This is a genomic window from Shewanella sp. KT0246 (genome assembly GCF_019654955.1).
Taxonomy (GTDB): domain Bacteria; phylum Pseudomonadota; class Gammaproteobacteria; order Enterobacterales; family Shewanellaceae; genus Shewanella; species Shewanella goraebulensis.
Genome location: NZ_BPEV01000011.1, coordinates 48,102 through 66,164, shown reverse-complemented (window position 1 = coordinate 66,164; position 18,063 = coordinate 48,102). Strand labels below are relative to the sequence as shown.

General features: G+C 41.7%; 22 protein-coding genes. 11 read left to right on the top strand and 11 right to left on the bottom strand.

Annotated elements, in window-relative coordinates; genetic code table 11:
• Nucleotides 1-194 precede the first annotated feature (194 nt).
• Both K5Q58_RS07230 and K5Q58_RS07225 read left to right on the top strand, forming a co-directional pair.
• Nucleotides 195-725, top strand: coding sequence for a DUF2780 domain-containing protein (locus K5Q58_RS07230; protein ID WP_220753276.1), 531 nt, complete (start codon nt 195-197; stop codon nt 723-725).
• A 129-nt stretch (nt 726-854) separates the two neighbouring features.
• Nucleotides 855-1,304: a TerB family tellurite resistance protein gene (locus K5Q58_RS07225; RefSeq protein ID WP_220753275.1), complete on the top strand. Its 450-nt coding sequence runs from the start codon at nt 855-857 to the stop codon at nt 1,302-1,304.
• A gap of 105 nt (nt 1,305-1,409) precedes the next feature.
• Here K5Q58_RS07225 and yjeH read toward each other — a convergent pair whose 3' ends face one another.
• Complete coding sequence (yjeH, locus tag K5Q58_RS07220; RefSeq protein ID WP_220753274.1) at nt 1,410-2,678, bottom strand: L-methionine/branched-chain amino acid transporter; 1,269 nt, start codon at nt 2,676-2,678, stop codon at nt 1,410-1,412.
• A 293-nt stretch (nt 2,679-2,971) separates the two neighbouring features.
• Here yjeH and K5Q58_RS07215 point away from each other — a divergent pair, with 293 nt between their 5' ends.
• From K5Q58_RS07215 to menE, 5 genes are all read left to right on the top strand, one after another.
• Complete coding sequence (locus tag K5Q58_RS07215; protein ID WP_220753273.1) at nt 2,972-3,400, top strand: Lrp/AsnC family transcriptional regulator; 429 nt, start codon at nt 2,972-2,974, stop codon at nt 3,398-3,400.
• A 152-nt stretch (nt 3,401-3,552) separates the two neighbouring features.
• Nucleotides 3,553-5,283, top strand: a complete 1,731-nt coding sequence (gene menD / locus K5Q58_RS07210; RefSeq protein ID WP_220753272.1) for a 2-succinyl-5-enolpyruvyl-6-hydroxy-3-cyclohexene-1-carboxylic-acid synthase — start codon at nt 3,553-3,555, stop codon at nt 5,281-5,283.
• The gene (gene menH, locus K5Q58_RS07205; protein ID WP_220753271.1) at nt 5,283-6,053 is read left to right on the top strand and encodes a 2-succinyl-6-hydroxy-2,4-cyclohexadiene-1-carboxylate synthase; all 771 of its coding nucleotides are present in this window, start codon (nt 5,283-5,285) and stop codon (nt 6,051-6,053) included. Before menD ends, menH begins: the two co-directional genes overlap by 1 nt.
• A 54-nt stretch (nt 6,054-6,107) precedes the next feature.
• Nucleotides 6,108-7,262 (top strand): o-succinylbenzoate synthase, encoded by a 1,155-nt coding sequence (gene menC, locus K5Q58_RS07200; RefSeq protein ID WP_220753270.1) that lies wholly within the window; start codon nt 6,108-6,110, stop codon nt 7,260-7,262.
• 12 nt (nt 7,263-7,274) lie between these two features.
• Nucleotides 7,275-8,780, top strand: a complete 1,506-nt coding sequence (gene menE / locus K5Q58_RS07195; RefSeq protein WP_220753269.1) for an o-succinylbenzoate--CoA ligase — start codon at nt 7,275-7,277, stop codon at nt 8,778-8,780.
• A 177-nt stretch (nt 8,781-8,957) separates the two neighbouring features.
• Here the strand turns inward: menE and rpoH are convergent, their stop codons facing one another.
• From rpoH to ftsY, 4 genes are all read right to left on the bottom strand, one after another.
• Nucleotides 8,958-9,821, bottom strand: coding sequence for an RNA polymerase sigma factor RpoH (gene rpoH / locus K5Q58_RS07190; RefSeq protein ID WP_220753268.1), 864 nt, complete (start codon nt 9,819-9,821; stop codon nt 8,958-8,960).
• A 240-nt stretch (nt 9,822-10,061) separates the two neighbouring features.
• On the bottom strand, nt 10,062-11,027 hold the full coding sequence (ftsX, locus tag K5Q58_RS07185) for a permease-like cell division protein FtsX (protein WP_220753267.1): 966 nt from the start codon (nt 11,025-11,027) through the stop codon (nt 10,062-10,064).
• Nucleotides 11,027-11,719: a cell division ATP-binding protein FtsE gene (gene ftsE, locus K5Q58_RS07180; protein ID WP_220753266.1), complete on the bottom strand. Its 693-nt coding sequence runs from the start codon at nt 11,717-11,719 to the stop codon at nt 11,027-11,029. Before ftsE ends, ftsX begins: the two co-directional genes overlap by 1 nt.
• A gap of 6 nt (nt 11,720-11,725) precedes the next feature.
• Nucleotides 11,726-13,345 carry a signal recognition particle-docking protein FtsY gene (gene ftsY, locus K5Q58_RS07175; RefSeq protein ID WP_220753265.1) on the bottom strand — a complete coding sequence of 540 codons (1,620 nt, stop codon included), beginning with the start codon at nt 13,343-13,345 and terminating at the stop codon, nt 11,726-11,728.
• Between the two features lie 178 nt (nt 13,346-13,523).
• On the opposite strand from ftsY, the gene rsmD reads away from it, so the two are divergent.
• Entirely contained in the window at nt 13,524-14,105 is a 582-nt protein-coding gene (gene rsmD / locus K5Q58_RS07170; RefSeq protein ID WP_220753264.1) for a 16S rRNA (guanine(966)-N(2))-methyltransferase RsmD, read from the top strand.
• A 9-nt stretch (nt 14,106-14,114) separates the two neighbouring features.
• Nucleotides 14,115-14,402, top strand: a complete 288-nt coding sequence (locus K5Q58_RS07165; RefSeq protein WP_220753263.1) for a DUF1145 domain-containing protein — start codon at nt 14,115-14,117, stop codon at nt 14,400-14,402.
• Between the two features lie 316 nt (nt 14,403-14,718).
• On the opposite strand, the gene K5Q58_RS21340 is transcribed toward K5Q58_RS07165, so the two are convergent.
• The 6 genes from K5Q58_RS21340 to K5Q58_RS07135 all read right to left on the bottom strand — a co-directional run bounded on the left by K5Q58_RS21340 (nt 14,719) and on the right by K5Q58_RS07135 (nt 16,267).
• Nucleotides 14,719-14,817, bottom strand: coding sequence for a NapC/NirT family cytochrome c (locus K5Q58_RS21340; protein WP_220753262.1), 99 nt, complete (start codon nt 14,815-14,817; stop codon nt 14,719-14,721).
• Between the two features lie 98 nt (nt 14,818-14,915).
• Nucleotides 14,916-15,014 (bottom strand): NapC/NirT family cytochrome c, encoded by a 99-nt coding sequence (locus tag K5Q58_RS21335; RefSeq protein WP_220753261.1) that lies wholly within the window; start codon nt 15,012-15,014, stop codon nt 14,916-14,918.
• 98 nt (nt 15,015-15,112) lie between these two features.
• Nucleotides 15,113-15,211 carry a NapC/NirT family cytochrome c gene (locus K5Q58_RS21330; protein ID WP_220753260.1) on the bottom strand — a complete coding sequence of 33 codons (99 nt, stop codon included), beginning with the start codon at nt 15,209-15,211 and terminating at the stop codon, nt 15,113-15,115.
• 98 nt (nt 15,212-15,309) lie between these two features.
• On the bottom strand, nt 15,310-15,408 hold the full coding sequence (locus K5Q58_RS21325) for a NapC/NirT family cytochrome c (protein WP_220753260.1): 99 nt from the start codon (nt 15,406-15,408) through the stop codon (nt 15,310-15,312).
• Nucleotides 15,409-15,506: 98 nt separating this feature from the next.
• Nucleotides 15,507-15,605, bottom strand: coding sequence for a NapC/NirT family cytochrome c (locus K5Q58_RS21320; protein WP_220753260.1), 99 nt, complete (start codon nt 15,603-15,605; stop codon nt 15,507-15,509).
• A gap of 98 nt (nt 15,606-15,703) precedes the next feature.
• The gene (locus K5Q58_RS07135) at nt 15,704-16,267 is read right to left on the bottom strand and encodes a NapC/NirT family cytochrome c (RefSeq protein WP_220753259.1); all 564 of its coding nucleotides are present in this window, start codon (nt 16,265-16,267) and stop codon (nt 15,704-15,706) included.
• A 761-nt stretch (nt 16,268-17,028) separates the two neighbouring features.
• Here K5Q58_RS07135 and K5Q58_RS07130 point away from each other — a divergent pair.
• Together K5Q58_RS07130 and K5Q58_RS07125 are read left to right on the top strand one after the other, a co-directional pair.
• Nucleotides 17,029-17,355 carry a hypothetical protein gene (locus tag K5Q58_RS07130; protein WP_259651268.1) on the top strand — a complete coding sequence of 109 codons (327 nt, stop codon included), beginning with the start codon at nt 17,029-17,031 and terminating at the stop codon, nt 17,353-17,355.
• Between the two features lie 113 nt (nt 17,356-17,468).
• Nucleotides 17,469-18,059: a heavy metal-binding domain-containing protein gene (locus tag K5Q58_RS07125; protein WP_220753257.1), complete on the top strand. Its 591-nt coding sequence runs from the start codon at nt 17,469-17,471 to the stop codon at nt 18,057-18,059.
• Nucleotides 18,060-18,063 lie beyond the last annotated feature (4 nt).

Here is an 18,063-nt window from a genome sequence, read left to right as displayed (position 1 = left end):
GGATTTCCAATAATCTAAATAAGACAAATATGCTGCTAAGGATACCGAAAAAACTGCGTTTTTGCACAATTGATATTGTTGCAGCGTAAAGTTAGTTAAATCATTTGTCACATTTTTGTGAATAACGTTAAAATGGTCACAGGATCACGAAAACTAACCTTTAATCATTCAACATGAACCACAGGATGGCCACGATGAAATTAAGCCCAGCAGTAAGTCTTTTAGTTGCGATGTTTGCAGTTACTTCTCCAGCACAAGCGGGTTGGTTAGACAGTATTTTTGGCACTGAAGAAAAGAAAGTAGAAAAAGTAGAAACTACTACAGATGCACAATCTGCTGATTTAGTTGGCAATGTGATGTCACAACTTGGACTGAGTAAAGACCAAGCTGAAGGCGGCTTAGGTTCATTGCTAAGCCTTGCCCAGTCTAACTTAGGCGATTCTGACTTCAGTCAATTATCAAACAGTATCCCTGGTGCTGACGCTCTTTTATCTGCTGTTCCCGCTTTATCTTCAGATGACGGTATGTCTGGTCTTCTATCTCAAGCTGGTGATTTAGGTAAATCTTTTGAAGGCGCAGCAATGGTATACGATGCGTTTGAAGAGTTAGGTATTAAAAAAGAATACGTTGCTCCAATGGTTGATATCGCTAAATCATACTTAGAAACCAATGGCACTGAAGGGACAACTGATTTGTTAATGAAAGGCCTTGGCTCACTGCTTTAAGCTTGATACCGATAGAGGATTAATTTTAATTAATGCCGAGCTATTCGCTCGGCATTATTGTCTCTGTTAAGCTTATCTTATACTTGTTCAATAATAATGCGTCTCACTTGCTGGCGTTTAGGAGGCAATATGATCGCGAAACTGAAACAGTTTTTACAGTCGCACACCCAAGCAATCACCCCAGAAGAGCAAGCTAAACAGCTTAACCTTGCTGCGGCCAGTTTATTGCTTGAAGTCATGTATGCCGATGAAACGCTCGACGAGCAAGAAGTAGCAATGTTGCCTGATATGCTCAGTAGCAGTTTAGGCATGAGTCTCACCGAAGCCAATGAGCTCATTGATGAAGCAAAGCTTGTGCAAGGCAATGCGACCTCGTTATATGAATTTACCGCTGAAATTAACGCTCAATTCTCGATTGAACAAAAGCAAAAATTACTGCTTTGTATGTGGAAACTTGCTTATTCTGACGGTAAATTATGCCGTAATGAAGACCAAATCATCCGCCGCACTGCTGACTTACTTTACTTAAAGCACAGTGAAGTCATTCAAATGCGTAATATCGCCATGGAAGAACGTTAAGCCTTTTAAGGCGTAAATCAAAACAATACCCAAAAAAAGCGCGGCTCCAGTAACAGAGTCGCGCTTTTATCATTTTTGCCGTTTTTAATTAAGATACTGAATAAATTACGCCGCTTGCTTACGGTGTTGATGTTGTTTTTGCCAATACATAAATGGCGCTACCACCAATACCAGAATAAACGAATACAACATGTTTTCAGCCAGAGCGATACCCACTCCGATACAAAATAGACAACCGCCTACCACTAAGGGTAAAAAGCGTTTACTGAGTAATTTAACCGCTGACAGCATGGTCAATAAGTAGATAATCACAAATACGCCATTGCTCCAAGCAATCAAATCTTCTAGCTTTTGTTCAGTCACAAAAGTAAACGTAATCACCACTACCATGGTTACTAAAATGGTCATTAAGGCGCGTAAAGGCACGCCGAATTGATTGAGCTTACTAAAGTAACTTGGCAGCACACCTTCCTTACTAAAGCTCCAAAGCAAACGGGCCGCACTGGCGCAATACACATTAACGGTAGCAATACCGCTGGCGATCCCTAAAATACCAATGACTTGTGCTCCCATGCCTTGCCATACAAAGCTGCCCAATAAAGCATCAAAGGCATGGATCATTGCTAAGCCTTGTTTATCACTCGGCACCATTAGCAGCAATAGAGTACAAATAAGATAAATGATCCCCACCAGCACTGTGCCAATCATCATCGCTGGTAACATGTCTTTTTTAGGGTTTTTAAAATCATTAGCCAAGTGTGTCATGGCTTCGATTCCTAAAAAGCTCCAAAAGCCAATCCCCATTGCCAGCATCACAGTAGAGACTTCAGGCGTTGCTATATTCGCTAAAGTTTCAACTTCACTGACATTGGTTCCACTGGCGCCAAATAACACTGCAACCACTGCGACAATCGCTAACGTCAACGCAAACTGCAGCTTAGCAGAAACCTGAATACCGCGGTAATTTAGCAGCAAAAGCACCACCACAATGGCAAGTTCAGCAGCAAGTTGTCCCCAGCCCGTAATAGACACCAAAGCATCCATAAACTGGAAGGTCATCAAAATGGCCGCAGGGGCTCCAATAGGAATCACAAACAAGAAAATTAACCCAATGGTTCTTCCTGCAGTAGTGCCAAATGCTTTCTCAATGAAAAAAGCAGGCCCTGCCGCGTGGGGGAAACGGCTAGCTAACAAACCAAACACCACAGCCACAGGCAAAATGGCGACAGTAAGAATAACCCATGCCAGTAAAGCGCCACTATTGGCGACAGCAATGGTCATTTGCGGCAATATAAATACCCCAGTACCAAGCAAAGTGGTGGCCATCAACCCGGCGCCTTGCCAGCGCCCTATCGTTCCTGTAATTTGATTCATTGGCTTATTCTATGGTGAAGTTTGAAAGAATTATAAAGTGAATTTGATAAACAAACTGCCGTTAATGCCCCGCAAGTTTACCTATAAAACCGACATTATGACGTCATTAGCCAAAATAACCGACTATATGTTGGCAGTATAATGGCAATAGATAAAAAGACAGCTTGTAGTATTGATGATTAATCATCTAAATGTTGGCATACCCTTCAGTATTTAAAGATTAAAATTCAGTACCAAAATAATTAATTCTCAGTAATCTGCAATGAGTCTTAAACAAACGATGAGGAAGTAGCATGGATAAATTTGATCAACTCATTATTAATGCATTAAGAGCCAATGCTCGCCAAAGTATTTCTCACATCGCTGATACCGTCAGCTTATCGCGTAGCGCTGTGACCGAGCGGATTAAAAAGCTGGAACATTCAGGGATAATTCGTGGCTACCAAGTACTATTAAGTGAGTCGCAAAAAGAAGGCGTGTCAGCCTACTTTGAAATTCAACATGAACGGGCAAATTGTGCCGATGTCGTACATGTATTTCATGCAATTCCTGAGGTAATAACTTGCCAAGGCATTACCGGTGAAATGGATTTACTGGTTTACGTTAATGCAGCTTCGATGAAACGACTCCACGAAATTCGTGAATTTATTGATGCGCAAGCAGACATCATCAAAATTAAAACCCACGTGGTCATGAGCGAATGGATTAACAATCAAGCGTAACGCACATTTTCAAATTAATTATAATGAAAATAGCCATATATATACTGAAATACGGCTAAGATAAGATGTAGTTTCCAGCTCAATTTGAGCCTACTCTACGTGGTTTATACGATTCAGTTTCAACATCAATTTACAATTGGGTATTTAAGACTATGCAAACACAGCCAACTTCTGACATCAATTTACTTTGGGGTGCCTTAATCCTTGAAGAGCTTGCCCGTCTTGGTGTGAAACACGTTTGTATGGCACCAGGGTCACGCTCAACCCCGCTCACGTTAGCTGCTGCAGCTCAGGATAAACTTGAACGTCATCTGCACTTTGATGAGCGTGGATTAGGCTTTATGGCCTTGGGGTTAGCAAAAGCCAGCAATAGTCCCGTTGCTATTGTCACCACTTCAGGAACCGCGGTTGCGAACCTTTACCCTGCCATCGTTGAAGCTTGGCTGACCCAAGTCCCTTTAATTGTACTAAGCGGCGATCGCCCTCCCGAGCTCATTGGCTGCGGCGCAAACCAAGCCATTATTCAACCGGCAATTTTTGCCGACTATGCTAAGCAAGTAAACCTGCCGACACCAGACTTGGCCATTAGCCCCAATACTTTGCTAACAACTATTGATGAAGTTGTCGCCAACCAAACTCAACCGGTACATTTTAACTGCATGTATCGCGAACCCTTATACCCAACAGAATTAGAAACCTTAGCTCAACTGGCTAAATCAGCTTTATCAGGTTATGTCACTCCCATCGCTGATTGGCTAACGCATAGTTACCCTTATACTGATTATGGCCAAGTCTCAGCCTGTAACGTGCCAAGTGAAGACACCATGATGCGTTTCGTCCATGGTAAAGGAATAATTGTCGTCGGCACCTTATCGCCACAAGATAAACCGCAACAGATTATTGAATTAGCGCAGAAGCTTGGCTGGCCTATAGTGGTTGATGCTCAATCGCAGTTAAGACAACACCCAAGTGTTATCGGCCATATTGACCAATTAATGCTAAACCCAAAAGCAGCTAAATTTGTTGAACAAGCCGACAGAGTATTAGTCTTTGGTGGGCGATTTATCTCAAAAAGGCTGATTAGCTTTATTGCCCAGCAGCAATGGCACAGTTACTGGCAAATACTGCCAACGCAACAACGCCTCGACCCGAATCATCAATCAAAGCGTATTTGGCAAGCCAGTGTTACTGAATTATGCAGTGCATCATGGCCTCGTTCGTCTTCAGCTCATTGGGCTTTGCCATTAATTGAAATGAACCAACAACTCGAAGCTTTGCTCACCCAACACATAGATCAAAGCAGTTTTGGTGAGCCTCAAGTGGTGCGCCAAATCGCCAAAGTTCAAACGTCGAATCATCAATGGTTTATCGGTAATAGTTTGCCTGTTCGTTTATACGATATGTACTCGCCAATTACCTGCGATACACCAAATATCTATACCAATCGCGGCGCTTCAGGCATCGATGGCTTAATAGCTACAGCTAGTGGTATGGCATTGGCGACCAAACAGCCAAGCACCCTACTCATTGGTGATATATCAAGCTTGCATGACCTTAACTCGTTAGCCATCACTAAGCACATTAACAATCCGTTAGTGATTGTTATTTTAAATAATGATGGCGGCAATATTTTCAATTTATTACCTGTGCCTAATGAAGCAGTAAGAGATGAGTATTACCGCTTGAGTCACGGACTGGAGTTTGGCTATGCAGCTGCCATGTTTGGCTTGCCGTATAACCAAGTGGACGATTTAACCAGCTTTAATGAAGCTTATGCTGATGCAATGGCCTACACAGGTACTTCAGTGATTGAAGTGAATGTCAGTCCAAATCAAGCAAGCGATCAAATAAAGCTCATTGCACAATGGGTGAAACAACACTAATGCCAACCATTAAACGTTACGGTGACACCGCTTTACCTGCACTGGTTTTATTACATGGTTTTTTAGGATCTAAAGAAGATTGGCAGGCAAGCTTGCCTGTTTTAAGCCAGTATTTTCATTGTATTTGTATCGATTTACCCGGCCATGGCGAAAACGAGCAGCTACTGCCAACACCGGGGTTTGAAGCGCTAGCCAATACCATTACCGAGAAAGTGATTAATTTAGGCTATCCGCAATTTCACCTGTTGGGGTACTCACTAGGTGGCCGAGTTGCCCTGCACATTGCCAAATATCACCCTCAAGCATTATTAAGTTTAATGCTGGAGTCGGCACATTTAGGTTTATGTTCGACTCGCGATAAACAAGCGCGCCTCAAGCACGATCAAAAATGGGCGGACAAGCTTAATAACATGCCAATAAGTTTGTTCTTATCCGAGTGGTATAAACAACCAGTATTCGCAGATTTAGAGACTAATACACGTGAGGAACTCATCAGTATTCGCAGTAGAAATAACCCTCAAGCCTTACTGCATTGTTTTCAGAGTACTTCGCTTGGCTTACAAGATAATGGCCAAAAAGTACTGAAACAATTACACTGCCCGACATACCTCTTGGTGGGCGAGCAAGATAATAAGTTTTCAAAGCTTGCGGAAAAGTGGCAGCAAAAAATCGATTTATCGGTTATTGCTATTCCTAACTGCGGCCATAACACCCATAAGGCTCAGCCACAGATGTTTGCAGCAAGGATAATTCAGCTGCTTTACCCTTAAAAATTCTGGCAAACATTAAGCTGTCAGTACCTGATTTAAAAGGACGTACGCTTCATGCACACTGATGACCATTCCTCTGACGAGATTGAATCTAATCTAGGCGATAATTCACGAGCTAATATAGATTCGTCAAGTACAACACAGACTCAAGCTGCCATCATCAGTGAGCTTACACTGCATCGTTATAACATCGCCCTGTCACCAAGATTACCAGTGGCAACTCAGCGAATAGATCAACGATTTGGCCTCCTGCTCAGTGCTAAGTTAGATTCAGGTGTAAGCAATGAAGTAGAAATTAGCCCATTGTCAGGACTCGATATTGACGCTAAACCATTAACAGGTTTTAGCTTAGAGACACTTGAGCAGGTTACTAATGAATTAGAGCAACAACTACCTAGGCTAATTAGTAAACCGCTAACAGAACTCAACTTAGTTGCCAATAAAATCAGCTTACCTTCAGCAGCGTTCGGGCTCAGTTTACTCGCGCTTAAGTTTGCTCCTTCATTTCAATATGTACATGTTGACGATCGAAAAATAAGTTTATTTTATTATCAACCAACTATGACAGACGATGAGCTGACCGCAAAAGTACAAGCACTACCCAAACGTACTTATGCGATAAAAGTTAAAGTGGCTCAAGCAAGCATTGAGCAAGAAATTCAGTTTATTCATCAGATATTATCGATAAACCCGAAGCTCAAATTACGCCTAGATGCCAATCAAGGTTTTAGCGCTGAGCAAGCCATTGAGTTTCTGGCTTGTTTGCCTAAAGCCAGCATCGAATATATTGAAGAGCCATGTAAAACGCTAAAAGAAAGCCAATTGGTTTACCAAGCACTCAAAGTCCCTTTTGCGCTGGACGAAACCTTAAACGATACCAACTATCAATTTACCATGCTTGATGGTTTAGCTGCGCTCGTCATTAAACCGATGATTATTGGTAGCATCGACAAGTTAACTCAATTAATTGAAACTGCAACAGAGTATGGTGTTCGCTGTATTTTAAGCTCCAGCTTAGAAGCCAATTTAGGCATTAATGATTTAGCGACGCTAGCGGCGATTTTAACCCCTGATGAAATCCCTGGCTTAGACACCTTAGCTAGCTTTTCCGAGCAGTTAATCCTCGAAAACAATCAAGTAAACTCAAAGGTGAGCCAGCTTATCAATCGCTATAATTGTACGAATAAGCACGATACTCAATCCGATTAACAAGGTTTTGTGATGATTTCTCCACTACACCAAACAGCCCTAAATACACCCAATGCAATAGCAATAAAGCTTACTGAAAGTAGTGCTAATTACATTGGTCTGAATCAAAACGGGGCAATCAGTTATTCGCAGCTGAGTATCATAGTCACCAACTTGGTTGAGTCAATACAAACCCAAGGCGTAGGTCCAAATAGCCGCATCGCATGTATCAGCCGTAATAACCTAGAAATGATTTGCCTCTATTGGGCTTGCGTAGATTTAGGGGCAATATTTTTACCCATATCATCACGTTTCCCAACGGCACAAATCACTCAGTTATGTCAGCGCTTTAAGGTCGACTTTTATTGGTCTGAATCATCATTATTAAAGACTTACAGTAACAACAATACGACTGAGTTAGAGGTTAAGTTAACGACTGCTTCACCCGTTAGTCTTGAGCTGAATGATATAGTTTTAAGTCACAAACCTGTCAATCCGCCAAATATTGATAAGCATCGGCCTCTGAATATCATTCTCACTTCAGGCTCTAGCGGCGCTCCTAAAGGCGTGGTGCATTGTCTAGCCAACCACATTGCAAGTGCTGTTGGATCTGCTAAAAATATTGGACTTAAAGAAAATAACAGCTGGTTATTGTCCCTTCCGTTGTTCCATATTGGCGGCTTAGCCATAGTGAATCGTTGCACCCTTGCTGGCGCCTGTGTGGTATTAAGTACTGAACAAGCTTTATGGCAACAAATAACCACGGCTAAAATCAGCCATGTGTCGTTAGTTGCTGCGCAATTAAGCCAAATTTTAGCCCTGCACCCGCAAGCCTTAGATAATGTAGAGGCACTGCTTTTAGGTGGCGGAACCATTGAGCCTCATTTAGTCTCAGCGCTCGCTGACAGGCATATTAATGCTTATTGCAGTTACGGTATGTCTGAGATGAGTTCGCAAATAACCACTGCTTTGATTAACCCTCAAGGACATTTGGGTAAGCCATTAGCCAATAGGCAATTAGAAATTCGAGATGGTACGATTTGGGTTAAAGGTGAATGCTTATTTTTAGGCTATTTAACCAGTGACTCAAGTGGCGAAAGCTCGGAATCGAATAAACCATTATCGCTATCAAAACCAACAGATGCACAAGGCTGGTTTAATACCCAAGATTTAGGTGAGCTTGATGCTAATGGCAACCTAAAACTGCTTGGCCGCGCTGATAATATGTTTATTTGTGGTGGCGAGAACATCCACCCAGAAGAGATTGAAGCAGCGCTAAAATCTCATCCTCAGATCGACAATGCTATTGTATTTGCGCAGGAAGATGCCAAATTTAGTTTATTGCCTGCGGCTATTATTCAGTTTACTCAACCAGAGCAAATATTATCACCAGCAATACGTGATTCATTAGAGCAGCATGTGCTTAATCAGATTGCTCGTTTTAAACGACCTCGTCAATATTACCCTTGGCCAAATGATGTAGTCACTACCAGCCTTAAAGTCCCTCGCAAAGCGATCATTGCAGCTGTTACAAAGTAATCTGTTTAGGCCATTGCTACTTAAACTAGCTTTCAATTCGAGTAATTTCATTGAAACAGCCTGCTCAATGACACCCGCAAAAGCCAACCAGCTATCACGCATGAAGATAAATTTTAGCCATAAAAAAACCTGCCGTAGCAGGTTTTAATGATGTCGTTTCATTTGAAACGCAGGAAACTAGATTTCCATACAAGATTTAAGCTTGTTCATCGCATTTTTTTCAAGCTGTCTGATACGCTCAGCAGACACTTGGTAAGTTGATGCTAATTCTTGCAAAGTGGTTTTATCATCGTCTAACCAGCGCGCACGTAAAATGTGCTGACTACGCTCGTCTAATGTTTTAATTGCTGAGAATAAACGTGCTTGAGAATCAGATTCCCAGTTTTCGTTTTCGACTTCAACAGCTACATCAGATGAATGATCTTCTAAATAATGAACTGGTGCAAAATCAACACTGCTGTCATCGTCATTGTCGCTGGCTAAATCAAATGCAGGATCCTGCGCCGCCATACGCGACTCCATTTCGGTGACGTCTTTTTTAGACACCCCTAGGTTCTCTGCTACCATGCCGACTTCTTCATCGCTAAACCAGCCCAAACGCTTTTTAGTTTTACGAATATTGAAGAATAATTTACGTTGCGCTTTAGTCGTGGCAACTTTCACGATACGCCAGTTTTTAAGCACATATTCATGAATTTCAGCTTTAATCCAATGCACAGCAAAAGACACTAAGCGTACGCCAACACCAGGATCAAAACGTTTTACCGCTTTCATCAAGCCGATGTTACCTTCTTGGATAAGATCTGCTTGTGGCAAGCCATATCCAGAATAACCTTTCGCCACATGCACAACAAAGCGCAAGTGAGACATAATCAATTTCTTTGCAGCTTGTAGGTCGCCCGTCTCTTGCAAGCGCTTGGCTAGCTCATGCTCTTCTTCTGCCCCAAGCATTTCGATGCCTGTGACTGATTGCATATAAGCTTCTAAGCTGCTACTTCCCCTAGGGACAGTGAGTGACATAGATTGCGATTGAAAGGCCATTAAAGCTCCTACTATTTACTGCGTTTTTAACACTTATGTAACTTAAATATTTTAAGTCAAGTGGTGAACTATCTATTATCGGACAACATATGTCAACAGTGGTTCAACACAAGTCTGCGCACAAATCGAGCGCTGAATTATACTCTGCTGAAATCAAAGCAATTGCAAGTGAACAAATGTTCATTTTTAGTCCAAAATAATCTTACCAGCGTATTTTACTCACTTTGTACGACAGTAATATTAAGATGGTTCAATCGCACGTAAATGCTGTCTAACCGACAAATATGAGCCTAACCAGCCCAAGAAAGAAGCCAGTAAAACCAACTTAACTAACTCAGCAAGACTTAATGCCTGAATTTGTAGTTGGCTGCCATATAAGCCCAATAGTTCAGCTAAAGCAGAATCAAGATACCAGACTAAAATATTAATGATGATCCATGCGAGCACGCCGCCAATCACCCCATACCAGATTCCGGTATATAAGAAGGGCCTTTGAATAAAGGCCTCAGTTGCACCGACTAACTTCATCACTTCGATTTCGGTGCGGCGGTTCATAATCGCTAATCGAATCGTGTTACCAATCACCAATACCACAGCCAAGACTAATAAGGCGGCAATAGCGAGCACCGTACGCTCAATGAGTCTCACCATAGCTTGTAGACGCTCTAACCATTCAATATCTAAACGGCCAAAACTCACTTCAGGCTCACGCTCAAGTTGTTCCAGTAGCTTTCTGGCACCTTCTGGGCTTGAGTGACGCGCTAACGGTGTAACAACCACAACTGCAGGTAACGGGTTACTGTCTAAATAAGATAGTGCTTCACCGAAACCTGAAAGACGCTGGAACTCTTCGAGTGCTTGATCGCGATTGATGTAATGCACCACATCGACTTCGGAATAGACATTGATCCGCGAAATCAGGCTTTGTATTGATTGCTCACTACGACCTTCATTAATAAATAATGAAATCTCAGCGGCGTTGTTCCAAGACTGAGTAATATTTTCGGCATTTTTAACCAACACTTGTAATGCAGCCGGTAGGCTCAAGCTAACTCCAAGGACAGCCATGGTCATAATGGATGACACAGGGTTACGCCATAATTCACCAATACTCGCCATGGCTTGTTGAATATGACGCACAAAAAACATCACCAAGCGTCCAGTAAAAGGCAGTTTGCTGGCTGTAATCTTAACTTTTTTAGTCATTAAATCTGCCCCTGCGTTTCAGCTGAATAGATTTCATCACCACCAAGCATTTTGCCTTGGCGTAAAGTTAAGGTGCGGTATTTCATTCGTGCAATTAAACCCAAATCATGGGTCGCAATAAGAACGCTCGTCCCTGCATCATGGAAGGTCTCAAATAAACGTAGAATATCCATTGATAGCTTAGGGTCTAAGTTACCTGTTGGCTCATCGGCTAGTAACAAAGGTGGTTTATTAACGATAGCACGAGCGATACCTACACGTTGTTGCTCACCACCAGATAACATCACCGGTAAATGACGTTCTTTGCCGTAGAGGCCAACCATATCTAATGCGCCAGCCACACGTTTACGAATTTCGCCGTGGGAAAAGCCTTCAATCACTAATGGTAGTGCCACATTATCGAACACGCTCTTATCCATTAACAAGTGATGATTTTGAAAAATCATACCGATATTACGGCGAAGGTACGGCACATGTTTCTTACCAAGCTTGGCAGTATCATGACCGTTAATGGAGACCTTACCAGCACTAGCACGCTCAATAACTGTGATCAATTTGAGCAAGGTACTTTTACCTGCGCCAGAATGTCCGGTTAAAAAGGCCATTTCACCTTGTTGAAGACGAAAATTCACTTCAGAGAGTGCTTTTTGGCCACCCGGATATATCTTACTGACTTGCTCAAAATGGATCATATGTGACTATTCTGCCTTATCCTGACTAAATAATGCTTCGATAAAATCGTTTGAATTAAAGGTACGTAAGTCGTCAATCTGCTCACCAACACCGATGTGGCGGATAGGGATATTAAACTTATCTGCAATGGCGAAAATCACCCCGCCTTTTGCCGTGCCATCTAACTTACTAATCGTGATACCTGTAACGCCTACCGCTTCTTGGAATAACTGCGCTTGGCTAATGGCATTTTGCCCCGTACTCGCATCAAGGGTTAGCATGACTTCGTGCGGTGCATTCGGGTCAAGTTTTTTCATGACACGAACCACTTTCTTGAGCTCTTCCATCAAGTGACCTTTGTTTTGCAAGCGCCCTGCTGTATCGGCAATTAATACGTCAACATTACGCGCTTTAGCCGCTTGAAGTGCATCAAATAATACTGACGCACTATCGGCACCAGTGTGTTGAGCAACAACAGGGATTTCATTGCGCTGTCCCCATACTTGTAATTGCTCAACAGCTGCCGCGCGGAAGGTATCACCCGCAGCTAACATGACAGATTTGCCTTGTTTTTGATACTGTTTTGCCAATTTACCAATGGTAGTCGTTTTACCTACGCCATTGACACCAACCATTAAAATAACGAATGGGCCGTCGGTATTTTCAGGCACCAAAGGAATGGCCACAGGATCAAGAATCGTCTGCATTTCATCACGCATTAAATCATAAAGCGCTTCGGCATCTTTAAGCTGTTTACGTGACGCACTGTCAGTAAGGCTGTCGATCAGACGTGTTGTGGTTTCTACGCCAACATCTGCAATTAATAGTTGTTCTTCTAGCTCTTCAAACAACTCATCATCGATTTTTTTACCGCTGAAGATCCCCATAAAGCCACTACCAATGTTTTCACTGGTACGTTTAAGACCACGCTTTAAGCGAGCAAATAGGCCTTCTTTAACGGGTTTAGCTTGAGGCTCTGATACTGCGCCTTCAGTTTGAGCAGTTGCTTCATCTTCAAGTCGCTGTGCTTCTATTCCCTCTGCCTCAACACGTTCAGCTTCTTCTTGTGCTAACTGCTCTTCTGCCAAGCGAGTTTGTTCAGCAACGCGTTGTTGTTCAGCTAATCTATCTGCTTCAATTTTTTCTTGGGCCGCTTTTTCTTGAGCTGCTTGCTCAGCAGCAAGACGTTCTGCCTCTATTTTTTGTGCTTCAGCTTTTTCTGCAGCTAAGCGTTCAGCCTCTAAACGCTCCATCTCTAGACGCTCTGCTTCTAATCGCGCTAACTCGACGCGCTCAGCTTCCAATCTTTCCGCTTCAAGCTTTTCTGCTTCAAGTCTTTCTTTTTCAAGACGGCTTTTCTCTTCAATACGCTGCTGTTCAGCTAAACGCTCTGTTTCAGCACGTTCTTCTGCTGCTTTTTGTTCTGCAGCAAGACGTTCGGTTTCCAAACGCTCTGCTTCAGCTTTATCGGCTGCGGCCTTTTCTTGAGAAGAATGATCGGCAACTTGTTGCTCAACAACCGCTTGCTCAGAGGTTTGCTCTATACTTGTAGTATCTATTTGCTCTTGTGCGTTCTCGGTTGTAACGTTCTCTTGTTCTTTGGTTTTGTCTTTACGAAACCACGAAAAAAAACCTTTCTTTGCCATGTCTACTACCAGTGCTTATTGAGCTAAAAAATTCGGAAAAATATTCTCGATAACCTATAACCTATAATGTCAGAAGGATTGCTCACCTTTACGCATCAGTTTGGTATAAAATATCGAGTATTCTAATTGGTTGCATAGTCTACCACTTTCTTTGTTCAGGCAAAATCACGAGGGCAAAATGTCCAAAAATAAGTCCGCCAGCGGCCAAGTCAGGATCATTTCAGGACAATGGCGTTCAAGAAAACTTCCTATTCATGACCTTGAAGGCCTTCGTCCAACCACAGATCGTGTTCGTGAAACCTTATTCAATTGGTTGGCTGGTGATATCAGTGGTGCAAGAGTATTGGATTGCTTTGCAGGTAGTGGGGCGCTTAGCTTAGAAGCATTATCACGCTATGCTACCTACGCTCGTATTTTTGAACTGCAAGCCAGTGCCGCTAAACAACTACAACAAAACTTACAGACATTAAAATGTGAAACCGCCGATGTCGTTAATGGTGATAGTTTAGCGCTGTTAGGAAATGTTAATAAAGATAAAGGGTTTGATATCGTATTCGTCGACCCTCCTTTTCGTAAAGGTCTCGCTAATAAAACCATTGCATTGCTGGATGAAAAACAATGGTTAAATGAAAATGCACAAATTTATGTCGAAACGGAATCCGACCTAGCTCACCTCGAAGTCCCGAATACATGGGTTGAACTTAAACGAAAATCGGCAGGACAAGTCACCTACCGTTTATTCCAATATCAAATCGATTAAAGGTTAACGATGAAATTTTTTATTCTGGCAGGTAAAAGCTTTACTCTGCTTACTTGGTTGGTGATGTTTTATAACCTGTTCATGCCATTTGAAGGTCAAGTGAGCATTATTCTCAACATTCTGTTGTTGATTACTGCTTTTATGCACTTTTTCCAATTACTGATTTTCCATACTATGTTCAGCACGCTACTGAAACTTAAGTTTGTGGATTTCATTAAAGTCTATTTCACTGGGGTATTCGGCTTACTTGAGTATCGCCAAAAAGTTATCGACTTACCTAAAACTGAAGGTGAATAAACAACTTTAATCAATGAGATAGTTTATTTAATCCAGCTTATTAGCCTCACATTAGTGGGGCTTTTTTGTATATTCAAGTCATCATATCTCTACCTTTAGTTCATCACTCCAACCTGAAAGCTACCGAATGATGCTCAACAAACAAAATAGTTATGACAATCTACACAAGTCTTTCTGCCTAGAATAAAAGTCGCCTTCTTGCAGTGCTTTGAGCTCACAACACTAAATCGCAGCCATAAAAAAACCTCACCGAAGTGAGGCTTTATTATATCTTCGGGTCATCACTCCCGATTCACTCTCTATTGTGAAGGTCGACTTACTTTTTAGGGTAAAGGTGAGCAACACCTTTATGACAATCTACACAAGTTTTTCTGCCTGGAATAAAAGTCGCCTTCTTGCAGTGCTTTGAGCTCACAACACTAAATCGCAGCCATAAAAAAACCTCACCGAAGTGAGGCTTTATTACATCTTCGGGTCATCACTCCCGATTCACTCTCTATTGTGAAGGTCGACTTACTTTTTAGGGTAAGGGTGAGCAAAACCTTTATGACAATCTACACAAGTTTTTCTGCCTGGAATAAAAGTCGCCTTCTTGCAGTGCTTTGAGCTCACAACATTAAATCGCAGTCATAAAAAAACCTCACCGAAGTGAGGCTTTATTACATCTTCGGGTCATCACTCCCGATTTACTCTTTATTGTGAAGGTCGACTTACTTTTTAGGGTAAGGGTGAGCAACACCTTTATGACAATCTACACAAGTTTTTCTGCCTAGAATAAAAGTCGCCTTCTTGCAGTGCTTTGAGCTCACAACACTAAATCGCAGCCATAAAAAAACCTCACCGAAGTGAGGCTTTATTACATCTTCGGGTCATCACTCCCGATTCACTCTTTATTGTGAAGGTCGACTTACTTTTTAGGGTAAGGGTGAGCAACACCTTTATGACAATCTACACAAGTTTTTCTGCCTAGAATAAAAGTCGCCTTCTTGCAGTGCTTTGAGCTCACAACACTAAATCGCAGCCATAAAAAAACCTCACCGAAGTGAGGCTTTATTACATCTTCGGGTCATCACTCCCGATTCACTCTTTATTGTGAAGGTCGACTTACTTTTTAGGGTAAGGGTGAGCAACACCTTTATGACAATCTACACAAGTTTTTCTGCCTAGAATAAAAGTCGCCTTCTTGCAGTGCTTTGAGCTCACAACACTAAATCGCAGCCATAAAAAAACCTCACCGAAGTGAGGCTTTATTACATCTTCGGGTCATCACTCCCGATTCACTCTTTATTGTGAAGGTCGACTTACTTTTTAGGGTAAGGGTGAGCAACACCTTTATGACAATCTACACAAGTTTTTCTCTTGTCGCCTTCTTGCTTCGCGTTACGCTCATGCATTCTTTTCGCCATTTTCTTCATATCTTCTGGTTGGTTTTCGTAGATACGAGTATGACAATGTTGGCAGTTAGCAGAATCAGTCGCTTCGAAATATTTAAGCGCTAAGTCAGCTTGCTCTTTACGGTTTTCATCTAACCAAGCCTGCGTATTGAAATCTTTAATTGTCATGAAACCATATAAATCTTTAGATACAATGATTTTCTTAACCAAGTAATCAACTGGGCCGTGTGGAAGGTGACAATCTTGACACTGAACAGTCACACCAGCGCGACCGCCGCCATGTGCCGAAGCTAATACTTCATCTTTCAATGAATGGTTACTGTGACAAGTCATACAGAACTCATCTGTACTTGTCGCATGTAAAGTCTGTTGGGTAGCGAAGTAACCCACTACGCCCATAACCACACCGACTATAATCAGTGCGATAATTGAATATTTTGCGCTTGGTTTGAAAAGTGCACGCCAGTTCATCGGTCATCTCCAGTAAAAATTTTTAATTTATAATTCTTAAACTCTAAAATATAATTTTTAAATTCTAAAAAATAATAATTGTATTCTAGGTGGTTTTAGCCTTAAAAAAACGATTTAAGGACATGTTTTAATTAATAAGTTGCCATATTATGCTCAAAATGAGAGCTAGATCTAATAAACCACAATATTAGTGATACAATCCAACTTACTTAAACCTAATACAAGCCGAGCATATTGGCAAAGATTCTTTAACATTCTTAGTAAGGTTCATATAAATCACATTCATGATAAAAGTAATGAACTATCATTAACTTAATGACTCTACATTTTAGGTTCTTGATTGGTTCGAGGCTTTAGACAATTGTTAAAGTCTGAAAGTGTTAACAAAACATACTTACTTGGTTGGATATGAACACACTCATATTGTTATCACTGTTTTAATTAACTGAAATTTACCAATATAGGGTCAAGGTGAAATTAACTAACAAGGTTGTTATTCGCTCAAAATGGCAATTCGGTTAGTGATTGTTTTAGTGCTATCACTTAAGACGTCGATATCAGCTCTGTAGTTTACTGTTTTAACGACAGAATCCGTACAAAGTAAAAACGTGAACTTTATCAACACATGATGTGAGAACTATTGCTAAACTCAACGCTGCTTTTTTATTGGAATATTCATGTTTAACAAACTTCGTCATTCATTTATAGTTTTTACACTGCTCACAATGTTGAGCCAGGTGATGCTAACTAATGGTTCATTGATGATAAGCAACGCCCAAGCTCATGAAGCTCCAATGCAAAGCATGCAAGTCGAAACACATCACCAGCAAACCAATCAAGCCGCAAATACTGACTGTTGTAAAACAGCGCAGATTGCACAGCAAGCTATTGAATCAACGCACTGTTGTGAAGGTAAGATGAGCTGTGAACTCGATTGTAATCATTGTTTGGTGATAACAGTAACAGGTACGTTGTTAAGCTTTTCACCTTGGCCAGGTAACAACATATCCGACATTGCAATGGCTACTCCAATGCCTCATTTCCACTCTATCTCTTTGCTGCAAGATCTAAGACCTCCAATAGCCTAATTCGCATCGTTTTAGCCCTATTTTAATCTTTTTAATTTCGCAAAATATTTGTGCCGCCTTGCTATTGCGCTGATACGCAACAGTTCCGGCCATCTCTATGATGGAGTTACGTTATGAAAACCTTTATTAGTATGGTATTAACTACCTTTCTGTTTTTTACATTGTCCCCTGCGGTTTCTGCACACGAGCATAAACATGATCACGGCATGCATCAGAGTTCATCAACTCAGACTCATGCTGAATATGTCTGCCCAATGCATAAAGATGTCACAGGTAAAAAAGGCGACACCTGTCCTCAGTGCGGTATGTATTTAGAGCAAACCCAAGCTCCAACTAAATGCTGTGACAACTACCCAAACAAGGCTGAGTCAAAAGGCAAATGCTGTGATAACTGTCCGAACAAGGCTGAATCAAACGGCAAATGCTGTGATAACTGCCCGAACAAGGCTGAATCAAAAGGCAAGTGTTGTGATAATTGCTCGAACAAAGCTGACTCAAAAGGCAAATCTTGTGACAACTGCCCTAACAAAGCTGAGTCAAAAGGCAAATCTTGTGATAATTGCCCGAACAAAGCTGAGTCAGCTCACACACATGCGTGCCCAATGAACCCCGCTATTACAGGGAAAGCTGGAGACACATGTCCAAAGTGTGGCATGAACCTAGAGCCAATCGCTAAGCAAACAACAGAGCACCAGCATCACTAAGAAA